The organism is Arcicella sp. GW821-FHT09D11 (genome assembly GCF_059416265.1).
In genome coordinates this window covers 11640-29997 of the sequence record NZ_JBWKOV010000007.1, presented here as the reverse complement: position 1 = coordinate 29997, position 18358 = coordinate 11640, and the positions used below count along the sequence as shown (strand labels likewise).

The window sequence follows — 18358 nt, the reverse complement described above, 5'->3', positions numbered from 1 at the left end:
CACTGATTTGATTAAACAGATACTTGAAATCCGAAAGCATATTTAATATGAAAATAAACTTACTATCCTTTTGTTGTAGGATTATTTTAGTAGGTTTCTTTCTGGTTGAAAATAACCTACAGGCTAATTGTTTATCAGTTGAAAATCAACAATATATCATTAAGCAAACACCTAAGAAAACGCTCAAAGAAATTCTTCAAGACATAAAGAATCATTATCAAATTGATATTATTTTTTTCGACAAAAATGTTGATGGACTTTTTGTGAACACCAATGTGTTGAATTTGAAGAACACACTAGAATATAACTTAGAAAAATTATTAAAGCCATTCAACCTTGGTTATACTAAAACCAAAACAGGTGTTTATATCATTTATCCTACTAAAGAACAGTCTTCTAAAGACAATGCTCCTCCTAAAAATCCAGCAAATAAAGAGTCGTCACTTCTCAATGCTCCTACTTTAATTAATATCACAGGTATTGTAAAAGACAGTACTGGAAAAGCAATACCTGAAGCCAATATCGTTGCTAAGGATAGTAAAAATGGAACTTATACTGATGAAAATGGCACCTTTAAACTGTCGGTACCCATCCATACTACGTTAATATTCAGTTATATAGGATTTAGGAAACAGGAAATTTTAGTAGGAAATCAGACTAACCTTGATGTTACTTTATATGAAGAAACCAATACGTTAGACGAAATAGAAATCATTTCAACAGGGTATGAAACCATTACTAAAAGAGACCACACGGGGTCTACTGGAAGTGTTAGAATGTCAGATTTAGCCAAAGCCCCTGTCCGTTCGCTTGACGAAGCCTTGGCTGGTAGAATCGCTGGCGTACAAGTAGTTTCGCCCGACGGACAACCCGGTGCAAATAGTGATATAGTCATTCGAGGAATAGGTTCTATTTCTCAAAGTACTGCCCCTTTGTATGTAATTGATGGATTCATTCAAGAAAATATCAATTATAATGCCCTGAATCTTGACGATATTGCTTCGCTTGAAGTGTTAAAAGATGCCTCGGCGACTGCTATTTACGGAGCGAGAGGCTCAAATGGTGTTGTGGTAATTACGACGAAAAGAGGCAAAAAACCAACACCCACCTTTATTTATAATGCCTACTATGGTTCGCAGAGCATCATCAAAAAGTTGGAATTATTAAATGCTTATGAGTTCGTAAAGCTACAAACAGAAATCAATCCTACTTGGGCAACACAACATTATTTTAGCGATGGTAAAACGCTGGAAAGTTATCGGAATGCTCCTTCAATTGATTGGCAAGATAAAATGCTTCAAGAGGCTCCTTTCCAGAACCATTCATTATCGCTTTCTGGCAGTACAGGCAAAACGAGTTATTTACTTTCTGGTAACTTTGTAGATCAGCAAGGCATTATTATTAAAAGTGGTTTCCGTCGCTATCAAGGGCGACTATCGTTAGACCAAGCAATCAATTCACATCTTAAAATTGGTATCACCAGTAATTACAGCATTGTGAATATGTATGGTAATGTTGCCAATACTCAAACCTTACCCATTGCTAAAGGAGTTACCAATCATCCTTCGAATAATTTAATGTATAGTATTTGGAGTTATAGACCTCTCAGTGGTTTACTATCTTTAAAAGAATTTCAAAATACGTTAGAAGACCAAGGGGCAGGCAATACTGATTCAGACCGTTTCAATCCCTACATCCAAACCATCAACGAGTTAAACGAACGCACCACTAACGTATTGACATCGAATGTGTATTTGGAATATTCATTCAATAAAAACTTGAAACTTAAACTCTCAGGAGGTATTAATGCTCAGGAAGATACCCACAATCAGTTTTATAATAGTCAGACAAAATCAGGAAGTGTACTTTCATATTTAGGACAGCTCAATGGTGCAAATGGCATTGTAGAGTCAGAACGTATATTGAGTTATCAGAATGAAAACGTACTGTATTATAATAAACAATTTGGGAAAAAACACGTGCTGAATATGCTAACTGGATTTACTCTTCAAAAAAACACAATCAAATCCAATTGGTTTACAGCTATTCAAGTTCCCAATGAATCATTGGGCATCAATGGTCTGGATGAAGGAATTCCCTATAGGGTCGGGCGTTCTTCCACATCGAATGCGATTATCTCATATTTAGGTAGAGTAAATTATGGGTATCAAAACAAATACTTATTGACATTGACCATGCGGGCTGATGGCTCCTCAAAATTTTCCGCTAATCATCGTTGGGGATATTTTCCGTCAGCAGCACTGGCTTGGCGACTGAGTGATGAACCATTTATGAAGAAACTATTGTGGATTTCAGATGCCAAAATGAGGGCAAGCTTTGGGCTGACAGGAAATAATAGAATTGCCGAAAATGCCACGTTGTCAAGTGTTTCTTATAATATTTACAATAATAGAGCGAGCTTTAATAATGAAGTAATTCAAGGGGTTGGCCCTGCCTCTATTGCCAATCCTAACTTGAGTTGGGAGACGTCTGCTATGCTAGACGTAGGGATAGAACTGTCTTTTTTTAATAACAAGGCTTCTTTTGAAATAGACTATTATCAAAAAAAAACCTATGATTTGTTATTAGATGCTAATATTTCGAGCACGACAGGTTTTGTTAATGCTATTCAAAATGTGGGCGATATTCAAAATGAGGGCTTAGAAGTGACGTTTAATTGCCTTACCCTTAAAACGAATAATTTTACATGGAAGAGTAATTTTAACATTGCTTTCAATAGAAACCAAGTTCTAAGTTTGGCTAATAATGAGATTGCTCGTTTAGAAAATGCTGTTTCTAATTCTTTCTCGTCAGAACTCGCTAATGTGCCGCTATATATTGCCAAAATAGGGAAGCCCATTGCACAGTTTTATGGATATCTATCAGATGGCTTGTATCAACTAAACGATTTTGACAAAATTAAAACTGGTACTACCACTACCTATATTTTAAAAGAGGGCATCCCTTTTGCAGGCACAAACCGCAACACTATTCAGCCGGGGGACTTGAAACTAAAAGACATTAATGGAGATGGTTACTTAAATAATAATGATATGACCGTGATCGGTAGTCCGCTTCCCATTCATATTGGGGGATTTACGAATACTTTTACTTATAAAGGTTTTGAATTACACCTGTTTTGTCAATGGTCGTATGGTAATGAAGTATTTAATGGCAATCGATTGATGTTGGAAGGTATAACTACAGGCGATAATCGAGGATTGGGACTTAATATGTTGGCGACTTATGCTGACCATTGGACATTTGATAATCAGACTGCCCGTTATCCCCGAGCAATTCCGAACCCAAGCACTAAGCGTGTTTACTCCTCTGATTTAATAGAAGATGCCTCTTATTTACGATTAAAGACACTTTCCTTAGGATATAACGTTCCTTCAAAGTATGTAAAAGCTTTGAAAATGGAACAAATACGCCTTTATCTATCTGCACAAAATCTTCATACATGGACATCCTATCAAGGACCAGACCCAGAAGTATCCACAAAAAATAGTCCGTTGACCCCTGGTTTTGACTTTTCACCCTATCCCCGCGCTAAATCAGTTGTATTTGGCATCAATCTTACGTTTTAAATACCTCTTTTATTCCATCATTAACTAGTGTTAATTTTTTTGAAAAAAAAATAAAAATGACTAAGTAATAGTTTATCCTTATTCGTCATATAAATATAAACAATCAACGACTTTCTTGTACTTATGATAGTTTAATGGCTTAATCGTCTGATAAATAAGGTTTTAAGCAAGTATTGTGTCTTAAAGCATAATCGATTAACTATAAATTTCTGTATAAACAACAACATATTACGATAAATCATGCAAAAAACTACTACTCCATTTCTATTGACTATAATGTTGCTAGCAGTCCAGTTGCTTTCAAGCACTGTTGCTGCCAGTCCACATTCAGGCAATACAAATATTTATTTTCCACTTAGCACATCATTAGCAGACCAAACGTATACAGGTACTGTGAAAGGTGCGGATGGCGAAACACTAGCAGGCGTTACTGTGAGCATAAAAGGAACAACAAAAGGCGTTGTGACAGATAAAAATGGGCAATTTAAAATAACAGTTAGTCAAGCAAAAGCCTCTCTTGTTTTTAGTTTTATTGGCTATAAGAAACAGGAAATAGTCTTGGGAAATCAATCAGTATTGACGATTACCTTGCAAGAAGAAACCAGTGTATTGGATGAAGTTCAAGTAATTTCTACAGGCTATGGCTCTGTTTCTAAACGAGATTATACAGGCTCAACGGGCGTAGTAAAAATGTCAGATTTCGAGAAAGCTCCCGTTCGTTCATTTGATGAAGCCTTAGCAGGTCGCTTGGCAGGCGTGCAAGTTACCTCTGCCGACGGTCAGCCAGGTTCAAATGCTGATATTGTGATTAGAGGAACGGGTACGTTAAGCGGTAGCACAGCACCCTTGTTTGTTATTGATGGTTTTATTCAAGAATCTGCTAATTATAATGCCTTGAATCCGAGCGACATAGAATCAATAGAAGTATTAAAAGATGCTTCTGCCACGGCTATTTATGGTGCTAGAGGGGCTAATGGGGTGATTATTGTAACCACTAAAAGAGGGAAAGCCGCTAAACCAACGATTACTTATAGCACTTATTTTGGGACACAAAAAATTGCTAAGAAAATAGCCTTATTGAATGCCTATGAGTTTGTGAGACTGCAAGCCGATATAAATCCTACATGGACAGCTGCCAATTATTTTACAGATAGCAAAACCTTGGAAAGCTATAAGAACGTTGAGGCAATAGATTGGCAAGATAAAATGTATCAGGAGGCAGCCTTCCAAAATCATTCTCTTTCTTTGGCTGGAAAATCAGGCAAAACATCTTATTTGCTATCGGGTAATTTTGTAGATCAAAAAGGACTTATTATCAATAGTGGTTTCAATCGATACCAAGGACGTTTGGTTTTGGACCAAGAAGTAAACAATAACTTAAAAATAGGCATTACCAGTAATTATGGGGTCACAACCAGTTATGGTAATGTAGTAAATACACAAACGGTCTCTGGCAACACAGGCTCAGTGAATGATGCTAATTATAACTTAATTTATAACGTTTGGTCATACCGCCCAGTAAGTGGTTTGATGAGTATTACAGATTTAGAGAATACTATAGAAGATGGTTCAAGTGCTAACACAGACCTTGATAGATTTAATCCTTATATACAGGCAACTAATGAAATAAATGAAAGAACACAGAATGCTTTCTCATCCAATGCCTATTTGGAATATAAGTTTCTAAAGAATTTTAAATTGAGGATAACTGGAGGAATTACCCTAAACAACGAAGAGCAGAGACTTTTCTACAATAGCCTTACCAGAACAGGTAGTCCACTCACCCGTTTTGGTGCTACCAACGGACCGAACGGAGCAATCAATACCAGAGGAACGTTGAATACACAAAATGAAAACTTATTATTTTATGATAAAAAAATTGGCAAAGACCATTCAATTGGTGCTTTGGTAGGGATTACACTTCAAAAAAACACAAATAATAGTCGATCATTCAGTGCTTTGCAAGTTCCTAACGAGACACTTGGGATTAATGGTTTAGATGAAGGGACACCTTTTCGTGTAGGGGTTGCTTCAAGTACCAATACGATGATGTCTTATCTAGGAAGAATTAACTATAGTTATAAATCTAGGTATTCATTAACAGCAAGTATGCGTTCCGATGGTTCGTCAAAGTTTAGAGAGAGTCATCAATGGGGATATTTTCCATCGGGAGCCATTGCATGGCGTTTTATGGATGAACCTTTTTTGAAAAAATGGAACAAAACTATCTCAGATGGAAAGTTAAGAGTGAGCTACGGCATTACAGGCAATAACAGGGTTTCCGACTTTGCTACTTATGCCACCGTAACTACGCCATTTAATAGTAGGTACGCTTTTAATAATGTTGTTACGGTCGGTTCGGCACCTTCAACGATTGCCAATCCTGACCTTACTTGGGAAACGTCATCCATGCTGGACGTCGGTTTAGAACTAGGGTTTATCAATAATAGAATAAACCTTGAAGTAGATTATTACAAAAAGAAAACCTATGATTTATTATTAAATGCTACCATTTCAAGTACAACGGGCTTTAGTTCTGCTTTTCAGAATGTAGGAGATATTCAGAACGAAGGCTTAGAATTTACTTGGAATAGCTTGAATGTAAAATCAAAAGATTTTTCGTGGAGTTCTAATTTCAATATTTCTTTTAATAGAAATAGAGTACTCAGACTTGCCAACAATGAGAATGCGATGTTAACGAGTGTGTCGGGTTCTTTCTCTGGCAACTTAACTAGCTATTCCTTATATGTAGCAAAGGTAGGTCAGACAGTAGCACAATTTTACGGTTTTATTGCTGATGGATTATACCAACTAAGCGATTTTGATATTTCTAGAAATGGTACTGCTACAAGTTATGTGCTTAAAGATGGCGTGCCTTATTATGGCACAAAAGCGAGTATTCAGCCTGGGGATGCTAAATTAAAAGATTTGAATGGAGATGGCTTATTGAATAATAACGATAATACGGTGATTGGTAATCCTTATCCTTTGCATATTGGCGGGTTTTCCAATGCCTTTACTTATAAAGGATTTGACCTTAACGTATTTTTTCAGTGGTCTTATGGAAACGATGTATTCAATGCCAATCGTATCATGATGGAAAGTACAACTACGGGTGATGATAGAGATTTAGGAATGAATTTTTTTGCTAGTTATGCTGATAGATGGAGTTTGACAAACCAAGATGGAGAATTTCCACGAGCAAGAACAAATGCTGGTGGGGTAAGAGTATTTTCAAGTCGCCATGTGGAAGATGGTTCATTTATCCGTTTGAAAACGGTTTCTGTGGGCTATAATATTCCTCCAAAATTCCTGAAAAAAGCAGGTATTTCAGCATTGCGAGTTTATGCTTCAGCACAAAATATTAAAACATGGACAAACTATCAAGGGCCAGACCCAGAGGTATCAACTAAAAATAGTGCATTAACGCCTGCGTTTGACTTTTCACCCTATCCAAGGGCTAAAGTAATGGTCGTAGGATTAAATCTTACGTTATAAGCACTTTTTATCATCATTATATTCGCATTATATCATATTATGGAAAAACTAAGATTATTGATATTGGGTATTATTAGTATGTTTTGCATAAGTTCTTGCAAATCTTTCTTAGAACCCGCACCTGAAGATTTTTCGTTAACAACGACCTTCTATCAAAACGAACAGCAAATAAATTATGCCCTTTCAGGGCTATATGCCAACTTGAAAAATTCGGGATTAGGCGAAAACTATTTGGTAAGATGCACGGCATCGTCAGATGAAGGATATTTTTATAGTGCTACAGAGCAAAGTCCAGCTACTTATTATAACATTTCTGGCGACACCTACATTTCGGGTGTTTGGACAAACGCCTATACTGCCATCAATTATACCAATAATCTACTAGATAATATCGGTCGTTCAACGGGCTTGTCGGTATCAGTAAGAAACCATGCTATCGGAGAAGCCAAGTTTTTAAGAGGGTACTATTATTTTATGCTTGCTCAATGGTTTGGAGGAGTGCCTTTGCATTTAAAATCAAGTGAATCAGCCCAAGATGGAGTTCGTCCACGTACACCAGTGAAAGAAGTGTATGACCAAATAATCGCAGACATGACAGAAGCAGATTCTTTACTATCCGACCAGACAACCGCCACGTTGGGGTATTCAGAGCGAGTAACGAGAGATGCCGTTCAAGGAATATTAGCAAGGGTATGTTTATTTGCTGCTGGCGACCCTGTGAATGATACGAAGCGTTTTGCAGATGCTTTAAGTTGGGCTACAAAACTTAAAAATTCAGGTAGACATTCATTAAACGCTGATTTCAAGCAAATATTTATTAATCAAATTCAAGATAAGTATGATGTAAACGAATCTATCTGGGAGACGGGCTATAATTATATTTCTCCCACCTCAACCTTGAATACAGCAGGCGTTGTGGGTATTTATAATGGAGTAGCACAGACATATGCCCCTACTATCAATGGAGCTGTGAGCTATGATAGTGGATATGTGTATGGTTATCATAAAATCCATCCACGGTTGTATAAGGCATACCAAGCGGGCGATACGCGTAGAGACTGGACGATTGGGAATTACAATAATACGAATGCTGTAAAAACGTATCTAAGCCCTACTCAATTATGGGAAAGAATGCCTGCTAAATGGCGTAGAGAATACGAGACTGCCATTAATAAATCTCAACAACGAAGCAATTCTACTAACATGCCATTACTACGCTATTCAGATGTATTGTTAATGTTTGCAGAAGCTGAAAACGAAATAAATGGCCCTACGGCGTTGGCGTATGATGCTGTAAATCAGGTACGAAGAAGAGCGATTGTTAGTACACCAGTAGTGGATTACATCACAATGACCAACCAAGGGACAGGTTATACAGGAGTCGGCTATGCGAATGTTCCAACGGTAACTGTAACAGGTGGGGGTGGTTCTGGTGTAAAAATTATAGCAACCGTTGTATCAGGAAGAGTACATTTGATTTTGACAAACCAAGGAAGTGGATTTGCATCAAATCCTACTATTACGATCGGAAATCAATGGACTGCTAATACTATCTATGCAGTAGGGACACAAGTAGCTGCCAATGGTAGGTTATATACCGTTACAACCGCAGGCGTGAGTACAAATACTGCACCGACTCAAACCTCGGGAGCATCTAGTGCTAGCACTACAGGAGCTATTTTTACTTATGCAGGAGCCGCAGCAGTTGCTACTGCCACCATCAGTGCAAAACCAGAAGTTGATTTACCAATGGGACTTTCAAAAACCGATTTTAGGAAAGCAATTCAGGATGAACGCTACAGAGAATTAGCCTTTGAAGCCCTTAGAATAGGAGATTTAAGAAGATGGGGAATTTTAGTAATGACCATCAAAAGTATGGCGAATGATATTAATGGATTAGTGGCTAATATTCCAGCTGCTTCAACGGCAGTAGCTTCCCCAGCGCTAGCGCCAGTTAATAATATTTCGGCAAGGGATGTTTTTTGGCCTATCCCTATTAGAGATTTGATATTGAACCCTAAAATGACACAAAACCCAGGTTTTTAAGTATAAAATATAATTACCATGAAAAAATATCATGTATTGTTGCTGATTATCCTACCTATTCTATTGGTAGCCTGCAATACTGTAGAGTTTGTTTCTCCTACTTTTGACGTTAGAACGGATTCTACAACCTATAAAGTTGGGAAAAATGTCACCTTCTATTTTGAAGGCACACCCGATAACATCACTTTCTATTCTGGAGAACTAGGAAAAATGTATGAGTACCGAAAGAGAAGCAAAGCAGATAGTGCCGTCAATCAACTATCGTTTAATACACTTTGCACGGCTACTGGTCAGAATAATAATTTAAGTGTGTTGGTATCTAAAGACTTTTCGGGTGCTATGGACTCTGTTAGTATTAAAAAAGCTGTTTGGACAGACATCACAAGTCGTGCTAAATTGGCTACCAATACTACCAGTACGGCATCGGGGATAATAGATTTATCAGATTTTCACTCAGCCAAAGATTCCTTGTTTGTAGCGTTTCGATATAAGAGTAATCTATCTACAAGTGCTTCAAGAGCAAGGTCTTGGACAGTTAGTAATTTTCAGATGAAAAACGTATTCCCCAATACGGCTACTTATTTACATAACACATCAACTTCTGATATTCGATTGGTAGGAATACAGACATTGAGCGTGAAAAGTGATACGCTTAAATGGACTTTAACGGGTTCGCTAGTGTTTGCACAAGGCTTAGTGGATTATTCGTTGGGTGGTGATGACGATTGGGCCATCACAAAACCTTTTAATTTATCGAAAATAACACCTGATGTGGGTGTGGCCGTCAAAAACACCTCACAGCTAATTACTAATTACAGTTATCAGTTTAACAAAGCGGGGACTTATAAAATAATATTTGTAGGGAGCAATAGTGCGAAAGACAATCAATACGCGGAAGTTGTCCGTGAATTAATTATTAAGGTTATTCCATAGTCAAGCTGTTATCTGAAACATTCACATTTAAGTTATTCAAGCTAATGAAAAGTAAAGCACGAATGCTGATAGTAGGTATTTTGAGTCTATTTTGTACAAATATGATGGCTCAGGTATCAGATCAATTATATTTTGGAAACAAAGAATCTGATACAAAACATCAGCTACAAAATAATAATACGAAAGTAATTGAAGGCGGGTTAAAACAATCTGCTATCGTTTTGCTACCACCGCCTAGTCCTTCGTGGACAGGTGGTTCGGTATCTTTTATCCTAAACATAGATAAAGAAAAGCCAAATTATATTACTGCTAAATTCTGGGGGAACGATATTACTCAAAATCGCCTATACTTAGTTTGTGAAGGTAAGCAGATAGGAGCAAGGCATTTGGGAGAGGTAGATATGCTAGATATTGGGAATGATGCTCCTTTTTATAACAACCGTTTTTTTTATACTACACTGCCATTACCATTGTCTCTGACAAAAGGGAAAAGCCAGATTCAAGTGGAAATTAGGAGTAATGGTCCAATATGGGGTTATGGGCAAACTTGGGATAAATACCAAAAAAATATGGAAGAACCTACCCGTGGTATTTATGCCGTGTATGCGCATATTAATCCTGATTTTGCTCCTGATAAAAAAGAAAAACAAGGAGGAGTCCCTAATTCTAAAATTAGGAAATCGCCTAATGAAGAGGTTCTAGTGCATTTAAAAGAAAGAGTAAATGATGAAATCACAACTTTACTGAAATCCGTAAAACCGCTTTCACAAGTGCAACTACAGTTTTTGGCAAAAGCTTATCATACATCATGGTCAGTGGCATATCATAATCCTGACGTGATTAGAGCAACATTACAAGGAATTGATGAGTTGTATAGAAAGTATTTACAAAACCCTAAATTAGCTTATTCAGACCCTGCTACTTGGAATGCAGAATGGTTTGGTTTAGGAATTTGTGGACAAGTAATCTATTTACTACGCAATGAATTAGCTAATTCTTTCAAACAAACAATACCAGCATTAGCAATAAGCAGACAGGAAGCATATACGTCAATGTTAGTAGATTGTAGAATTAGTCACCAGCAACACCGTCGCCTATATACGAATCAATCCATGATTAATGACCTTTATGGAATATATTATGCCAATAAAGGCTTGCAAGTGATTGCCCCTGATAAAGCTTCTGACGAAGGCAAAGTACTTCACTACTTATACGAATCTGTGGGATTAGAACCTTGGCTAGGCAGTGAGGATATCAATGGGAATCCTACCAAAACAGCAGGAGATAATTATTGGCAGTTAACCGCCAAAGGATTGACCAAAGAATTAGGCTATGTAGGTAATTATGGTGAAGTATTAGACTGGGTTGCAGAAATTTATGAAGCAACCAAATCTGATTTAAACCCTAATGGTGATGCTAAAATCAAGGAACAGATTGAAAAAATTGCTTTAGCAAGAACCTATTTCCGCTATCCTACCGTAGATAATGAAGGCAACCAAGCGATGCGTGTAGAGACAGTCGTAGGTTGGCGAGATACGCATTATCCCGGTGATGTTTGTTATGTTCAGCGTCCTTCATGGGATGGTGGTCCTTTTCAAATAGCCTCTGCCACCATGCATCCTAAATTGGTCGCTTATTCACAGAAAATGCTGGCAGACAACCAATTTTTTGCTGTTTTAGAAGAGCAAATGAAAAACACAACCTTTAGAATAACAGCAGGACTATTAGAAGTACCGAGTCAATATGAAGCGATTAAAAACCACCAACCACTAATTGATGAAATGCCATTAGGCTGGAAACAGCCTAACTTGGTGTTCTCTGATGAAGAAGATGGCGTAATCGTCATTAAGAATAACCAAGAAATCTTATTCGCTTCGTTGTACTGGCGTGCAAGAAATGCTATCAACAATTTGGCAAGGGTACATTATATCACCCCCAATTATAGTAACATTGCTACTGTAGCTGTAGCAGAAAAATTTGAAGATAGCGGGAACACGCATACAGTGCCTAATTATACTAATATGGCTTTTGGAAATGGAGGCTTAAAATATCCCGATGGCTTGGTGTTAGCCCATGCTGGAGAAAAACAGCCAATTGCTAAAATACCTGAGGGGATGAAGTATAAAATTGGCGACGAAAATCCTTATGCTGGGCGAGCTAATTTTTATAAATTAGAATATGGAAATTATTTCATTGTGATGAATAATTCTAAAACTGATATCTCAAATGTCGTCATACTGCCTCGCTTTAAAAAAGCCATTAATGTAGCTACAGGTGAACAAATAGCGACAGAAGTTATTAGCCTAAAGGCTATGAGTAGCACTGTTTTGTATAAAAAGTAATATTTGCCATTTTATAAATTGCTTGTAGGAGTATAAAACATACTTCTATATTTTCATGCCTTTTCAACAGTAAAAAATGAATTTTACCCAAAGATAAATGCTTATCGGCTAAGTGTTTATTGATGTGTATACGTCTTTATATAAACCTTAATGCAATCACAAAAACCAATAATTATGAAAAATTTTTACCGTTTATTACGGGGGCTCGTGCTGGGCATCCTTGTAAGCTCTATTGGATATTCCCAAGGAGGTAACCCTCTCATCCATCCGGGGTTATCCCACAAAAAATCAGATTTAGACCGTATGAAATATATGGTGCAGGCTGGCTTAGACCCTTGGAAAACCTCTTTCCAAAACTTCTCTGCCAATCAGTACGCCAACTATAATTATACCGTGCGTGGAAATTCAAGTATAACCACATTAGTAGAAAATTCTGCAACGACTGGGTATAATTATGAGCTCTTTAAATACGATGCCTTGGCAGCTTATTATAATTCATTGATGTGGTATATTACTGGTGATGAACGCCATGCAAAGAAATCTGTTGAAATTTTCAATGCTTGGTCGAACCTGACAAGAATTGTATCTAATGGTACCAAAGCTTTGGATGCAGGAAGGGTTATCTGGAAAATGCTTGAAGGAGCAGAGATTATCAAAAATACGTATTCTGGTTGGAATCAAGCTGATATTGATAGATTCAAGGCCATGTTAGTGTATCCGGGATATTCAACAACGGTAGAGCCAACGGCAGCCATCAATAGTCAAGACGCTACTTTTTATTGGTACATGTATAATGGTGATTATGGACGTCATGGCAACCAAGGTATTTTTGCCATGCGAGGTATTATGGCAATGGGGGTATTTTTAGATAATAGAGTAATGTATGAACGTGCCTTGAAATATTTAAAAGGTGAACCTCACCGTTCAGATGATTTGCCTTATCCTTCTGGCCCAACGATTACCACCACTAGCCCTGCTAGTACTTCAAATGAATATTATAACGAGTTCTCTTTGGTGTCGCCATACATTCAAAACACCATTACTGATTATGGCTATAATGAATTGATTCAGAATTATATATGGGAAAACGGACAATGTCAGGAGTCGTCCAGAGACCAAGGACATGCCGTTAGTGGAGTTTCAAATATTCTTACGATGTGCGAAATGGCGTGGAATCAAGGTGACGATTTATATAGTTTTTTAGATAATAGACCTTTGCTTGGCTTAGAGTTTGGGATGCGTTATAATGCTTCTTTAAGTTATTCTTTTCCTGACCAAACATCACCTTGGGAACCAACCGTTGAATCAGGAGAATTTATTCGTCGCAAAGACCGAAGTGGGCGTTGGGAATCGTTGAAAATAAACCCTTGGAATGGGAATAATTTAACCGATTTAACCCGTGGAACTTCTTTTAAATCAACATCAGCCCCAATTCATGAATTAGCACTTGGGCATTATAAAGACCGCATAGGCGTACCTAGTGAAAAATATAAATGGACAAAACGAGTGTTCGATATTTCCATACAGGAATCAGGTTATGAAGGTCAAGGTTTTCAGGTAGATCACCCAGGGTGGGGCGGTTTAACTTTCCGAAGACCATCTCTATGTGCAGGTGACCCTTGTAAATTTATTAATGGACAGCCGTCATTTATGATGAATAATTTTCCGGGTGTGCTAGAGGCCGAAAACTTTGATTATTTTGTTGGGGATGGACAGAATAAAAGTTATTATGACCTATCTAGTACTAATACAGGTGGGCAATATCGTATCAATGAACGCGTAGATATTGTGGCTAGTACTGAAGGTGGGCATCATCTGACTTCTTTGGAAAATGGCGAATGGCTCAATTATACCGTTAATGTTCCAACGATAGGACGGTATAAATTGGACATGAAATATGCCGCTTTGTTAGCAGGTGGAAAAATCAAAATAGAGTTTAATGGAATTGATAAAACAGGAGAAATCATGATTCCTTTTGGTGGGTCAGATGGTAGTCAACATTGGAAAAATCTTATACTTTCTCCTTCTTTTACACTCAATGCTGGTGTGCAAAGTATGCGCATAAAAATATTAGGCACTAGCAATACTTTTGAGATTAATAATTTTACATTGACTTATGTAGGAACTTTGCCTGCTCAAACAATAAGCTTTCCTGCTATGGCAGTAAAAGTAGTTGGCGATGCTGATTTTAATCCAAATGCTACCGCAAGTTCAAGTTTGGCAGTTACTTATAGTAGTTCTAATACTTCAGTGACTACTATTGTCAATAATCAGGTTCATATTGTGGGAGCTGGTACTACGGTTATTACAGCGTCTCAAAGTGGAAATGATGATTATGCGGCTGCTACGAGTGTATCTAAACCACTGGCAGTAACCAATATTGCAACAGGAGATTATGTATCTACAGGTACAATGAACTGGAATGGTGGAACATGGAATATTGCTAATGGAAGCGGGGGATATAGTGGCACAACTACTACAGCACCTACGGCTACAACTAATGTCCATGTTTTGTCGGGTCATAATGTTACGTTAGCGACTACAGCGGGTGTGTGTAAGAATTTAACCGTTTATAGTGGAGCAACGTTGACGGAAACGATTGCCTTGACAGTCTCTAATACCTTGATAATGAATGGTACCATGACACACTCTGTTGCCATAACAACGGCTAATGATGTAGTCATTGGCGGTACTTGGACGGCGTCGAATAACTTAACATCTTCCAAAAACATCATTATCAATGTAGGGGGAACTTACAAAGGAACTACTACCGCTGGTGGGTCGGTTGTAAGTTTGACGTTTAATGGAGATATACTACAAGTAGATGGAACATTGGGAGCGACTACAACCAAAACGAATGGAGAAAGCATACGTTTATACACAGGCGGTACAGGCACTAAAACCATTACAGGTACAGGAAAAGTAAATATTGCTAGATTTCAGCCAGCTACGAATGCCCCTGCTCAGCAAATAATTATCGATATAGACATGAATTTTGGCAATAATACTACTGCCACAAGCGGGGTTAATAGTTTCTCTTTATTATCTGGAAATGCAGCTAAAACACTCACGATTAATGCAGGAAAAACAGTAGCATTAACGCATCAGAATGCATCATTCCATGCACCAACCAATGCGACTGAAACCAATACAAACACTGCTTTAGCATTAGGAGGTACTGGTAATTATGGTGATATGACGTATAATATCTACGGAACTTTAGATGCCAGTTTATCACCTTTTGTATTGTATTCAAATACGAGTGCTACTAGTCCAACGCCTGTTCAAGCATTGACTGTTAATGTAAAAAATGGTGGCGTATTGAAAGTCGGAGCCAATGTGCGTATGGCAAAAAATGTCAGCACACAAAGCATAAAGGTTAATGTGGAAGATGGGGGAATACTTGATGGCTCAACAACAGCATTGAATTTAACAACGGCACCTATTTCAGCCAATGGGCATACGAGTAATGGAACAGGCCTTCTTTGGTTTACATTAGCGCCAAGTGCTGTTTATAAACAGTTGGCCGCAGCCAATGTAGCTACACCATTATGGATAGGGACATCTAACACAAGTTATAATTCAGTAACGGTTACACCTGCTACAGGAACAATATTCACCGTTGGAGTACAAGAGGGTAATACGCCTGCTGGTTTATTAGTACCATCAAAAGCATTGAATCGTACTTGGACGATTACACCTGCCATTGCCTCTACGACAAATATACAATTAGGGTATAATAATGACCAAGGCAATGCTGATTTCAATCCATCAGCAGAAGTGCAGTTGATGAAGTATAACTCAATAAATACAACTTGGGAATCGGCTAGTTCTTTAGTGACGCCAACAGTGCTGACAGCTACGAGTAAAAGTGTGAATTTCTCAGGTGTCAATAGCTTTGGTTTTTTTACAATAAGCAATGATTTTATTCAATCTCAAAGTATCACATTTAATGCCTTACCCAACAAAACACTTGAGGATGCAGATTTTGAGACAGGAGCAACAACTACTTCTGGATTAGCAATTTCTTATAGTAGTGCTGATACATTGGTTGCTAAAATTATAAACAATAAGATTCATTTAGTCGGTGCTGGTACTACGATAATTACGGCGTCACAAGGTGGTAATAATCTTTATAGTCCTGCTGTTTCGGTCAGTCAGTCATTAACTGTTTCAAAAATCTCACAAAATATCACGTTCAATGCGATAGCAAACAAAACTTTAGGAGATGCAGATTTTGATGCAGGAGCTACAGCTAGCTCAGGCTTAAGCGTTTCTTATACGAGTGCTGATACGTTGGTGGCAAAGATTGTAGACAATAAAATACATTTGGTAGGAGCAGGGACGACTACGATTATAGCTTCGCAAGAGGGTAATAATCTTTATAATCTTGCGGTATCAGTGAGTCAGTCATTAATGGTTTCAAAAATATCGCAAAGTATTGTTTTCAATGCACTAGCAAATAGAACATTGGGAGATGCAGATTTTGATGCAGGAGCTACAGCTAGCTCGGGCTTAACCGTTTCTTATGCGAGTGCTGATACATTGGTGGCAAAGATTGTAAACAATAAAATACATTTGGTAGGAACAGGGACGACTACTATTACAGCTTCGCAAGCAGGGAATAATACTTATGCTGTTGCTACAGAAATAAGTAGAACGTTGACAGTAGTTGCTGTATTAAAAGTAAAATATCAAGATGGTGATAACAATCTGGCAAACAATCAAATAAAACCAAATTTGACGATTTATAATGAAGGTTCAGTTGCTATTCCTTATAATGAACTCACAGTTAGGTATTGGTTTACAGCTGAAAATTATAAAGGCATCAATACTTGGATAGATTATGCACAGTTGGGGAATAATAAATTGAAAATAAAATATGTAGCCTTGCCAAATGTAAGAACAGGAGCATTAGGGTATATCGAATATAGTTTTGAAGCGTCAGCAGGCAATTTATCAGCCTATTCAAATTCAGGCATTATTCAATCTCGTTTTGCCAATATCGATTGGTCGAATCTTTCTGAAAGCGACGATTATTCTTATGCTAATGCAAGTTCTTATGTATTCAACGAACACATTACTTTATACAGAAACGGACAACTAGTGTATGGTGTTGAGCCTGCCACTGTAGCAAACGACCTGAAAATTAAGGTTTACACTGCTAGTAAAACGGCATCAACGAGTAATACGATTAGTACTTATCTAAAAATCAATAATGAAGGAAATGTACCAGTAAGCTATGGAGATTTAAAAGTACGTTATTGGTTTACGAAGGAAGGAACACCCTCCTTGAATTATTATTTAGATTATGTGGCGTTGGGTAATGCTAATATTCAAGCACAATTTACCACGCTCAATCCTGTAAAAACAGGGGCTAATACTTATCTGGAATTGGGTGTAAATACAAATGTAGGCACTTTATATCCTTTAAGTAGCACGGGAAATATTCAATACCGAATTGCCAAAACAGATTGGTCAAATTTTATTCAAGCGGACGATTATTCTTATTCAAGTAATTCCGAAATGGCGTTGAATGATAAGATAACAGTGTATTATCAAGGACAATTGATTTACGGCACTGAACCAACTAGTAATTCAGGAAGCAGAATGTCTGCAAGTCTTGAAGAACCATCAAGTTTTGAGGTAAAAGTACTAGGTAATCCAATCGTCAATAATCAATGTGAATTAGATATTAGTGGTACGGAAGGAGCAATATTAGACCTTAGTTTAACCAATATCCAAGGAATAGAAGTCTATCAACAATTGATTCAAAATCCACAAAACGCAGAAAGGCTTTCGATAGGAATGAATAATTTAGCAAGTGGGATATACTTGTTGAGAGTCAGCTCGGGAATAGAAACAAAAGTGATTAAAGTAATCAAACAATAAGCATATTATCATTTATTCGTAGCTGGTGACTTATGTCACCAGCTACGAATAAATGAT

Annotated in this window: 6 protein-coding genes; all 6 read left to right on the top strand. The window is 37.5% G+C overall.

The window, feature by feature from the left end; translation table 11 throughout:
* Positions 1 to 47: 47 nt before the first annotated feature.
* The 6 genes from AC07N0_RS18195 (at position 48) to AC07N0_RS18170 (ending at position 18301) form a co-directional block, all read left to right on the top strand.
* Positions 48 to 3590, top strand: a complete 3543-nt coding sequence (locus AC07N0_RS18195) for a SusC/RagA family TonB-linked outer membrane protein (RefSeq protein WP_494590352.1) — start codon at positions 48 to 50, stop codon at positions 3588 to 3590.
* 240 nt (positions 3591 to 3830) lie between these two features.
* Positions 3831 to 7088, top strand: coding sequence for a SusC/RagA family TonB-linked outer membrane protein (locus AC07N0_RS18190; RefSeq protein WP_494590351.1), 3258 nt, complete (start codon positions 3831 to 3833; stop codon positions 7086 to 7088).
* A 39-nt stretch (positions 7089 to 7127) separates the two neighbouring features.
* Positions 7128 to 9134 (top strand): RagB/SusD family nutrient uptake outer membrane protein, encoded by a 2007-nt coding sequence (locus AC07N0_RS18185; RefSeq protein WP_494590349.1) that lies wholly within the window; start codon positions 7128 to 7130, stop codon positions 9132 to 9134.
* Positions 9135 to 9152: 18 nt separating this feature from the next.
* Entirely contained in the window at positions 9153 to 10067 is a 915-nt protein-coding gene (locus AC07N0_RS18180) for a DUF5017 domain-containing protein (protein WP_494590347.1), read from the top strand.
* A gap of 44 nt (positions 10068 to 10111) precedes the next feature.
* Entirely contained in the window at positions 10112 to 12409 is a 2298-nt protein-coding gene (locus AC07N0_RS18175; RefSeq protein ID WP_494590346.1) for a hypothetical protein, read from the top strand.
* Positions 12410 to 12583: 174 nt separating this feature from the next.
* Positions 12584 to 18301, top strand: a complete 5718-nt coding sequence (locus tag AC07N0_RS18170; RefSeq protein ID WP_494590344.1) for a cellulose binding domain-containing protein — start codon at positions 12584 to 12586, stop codon at positions 18299 to 18301.
* The last annotated feature ends 57 nt before the right edge of the window (positions 18302 to 18358 follow it).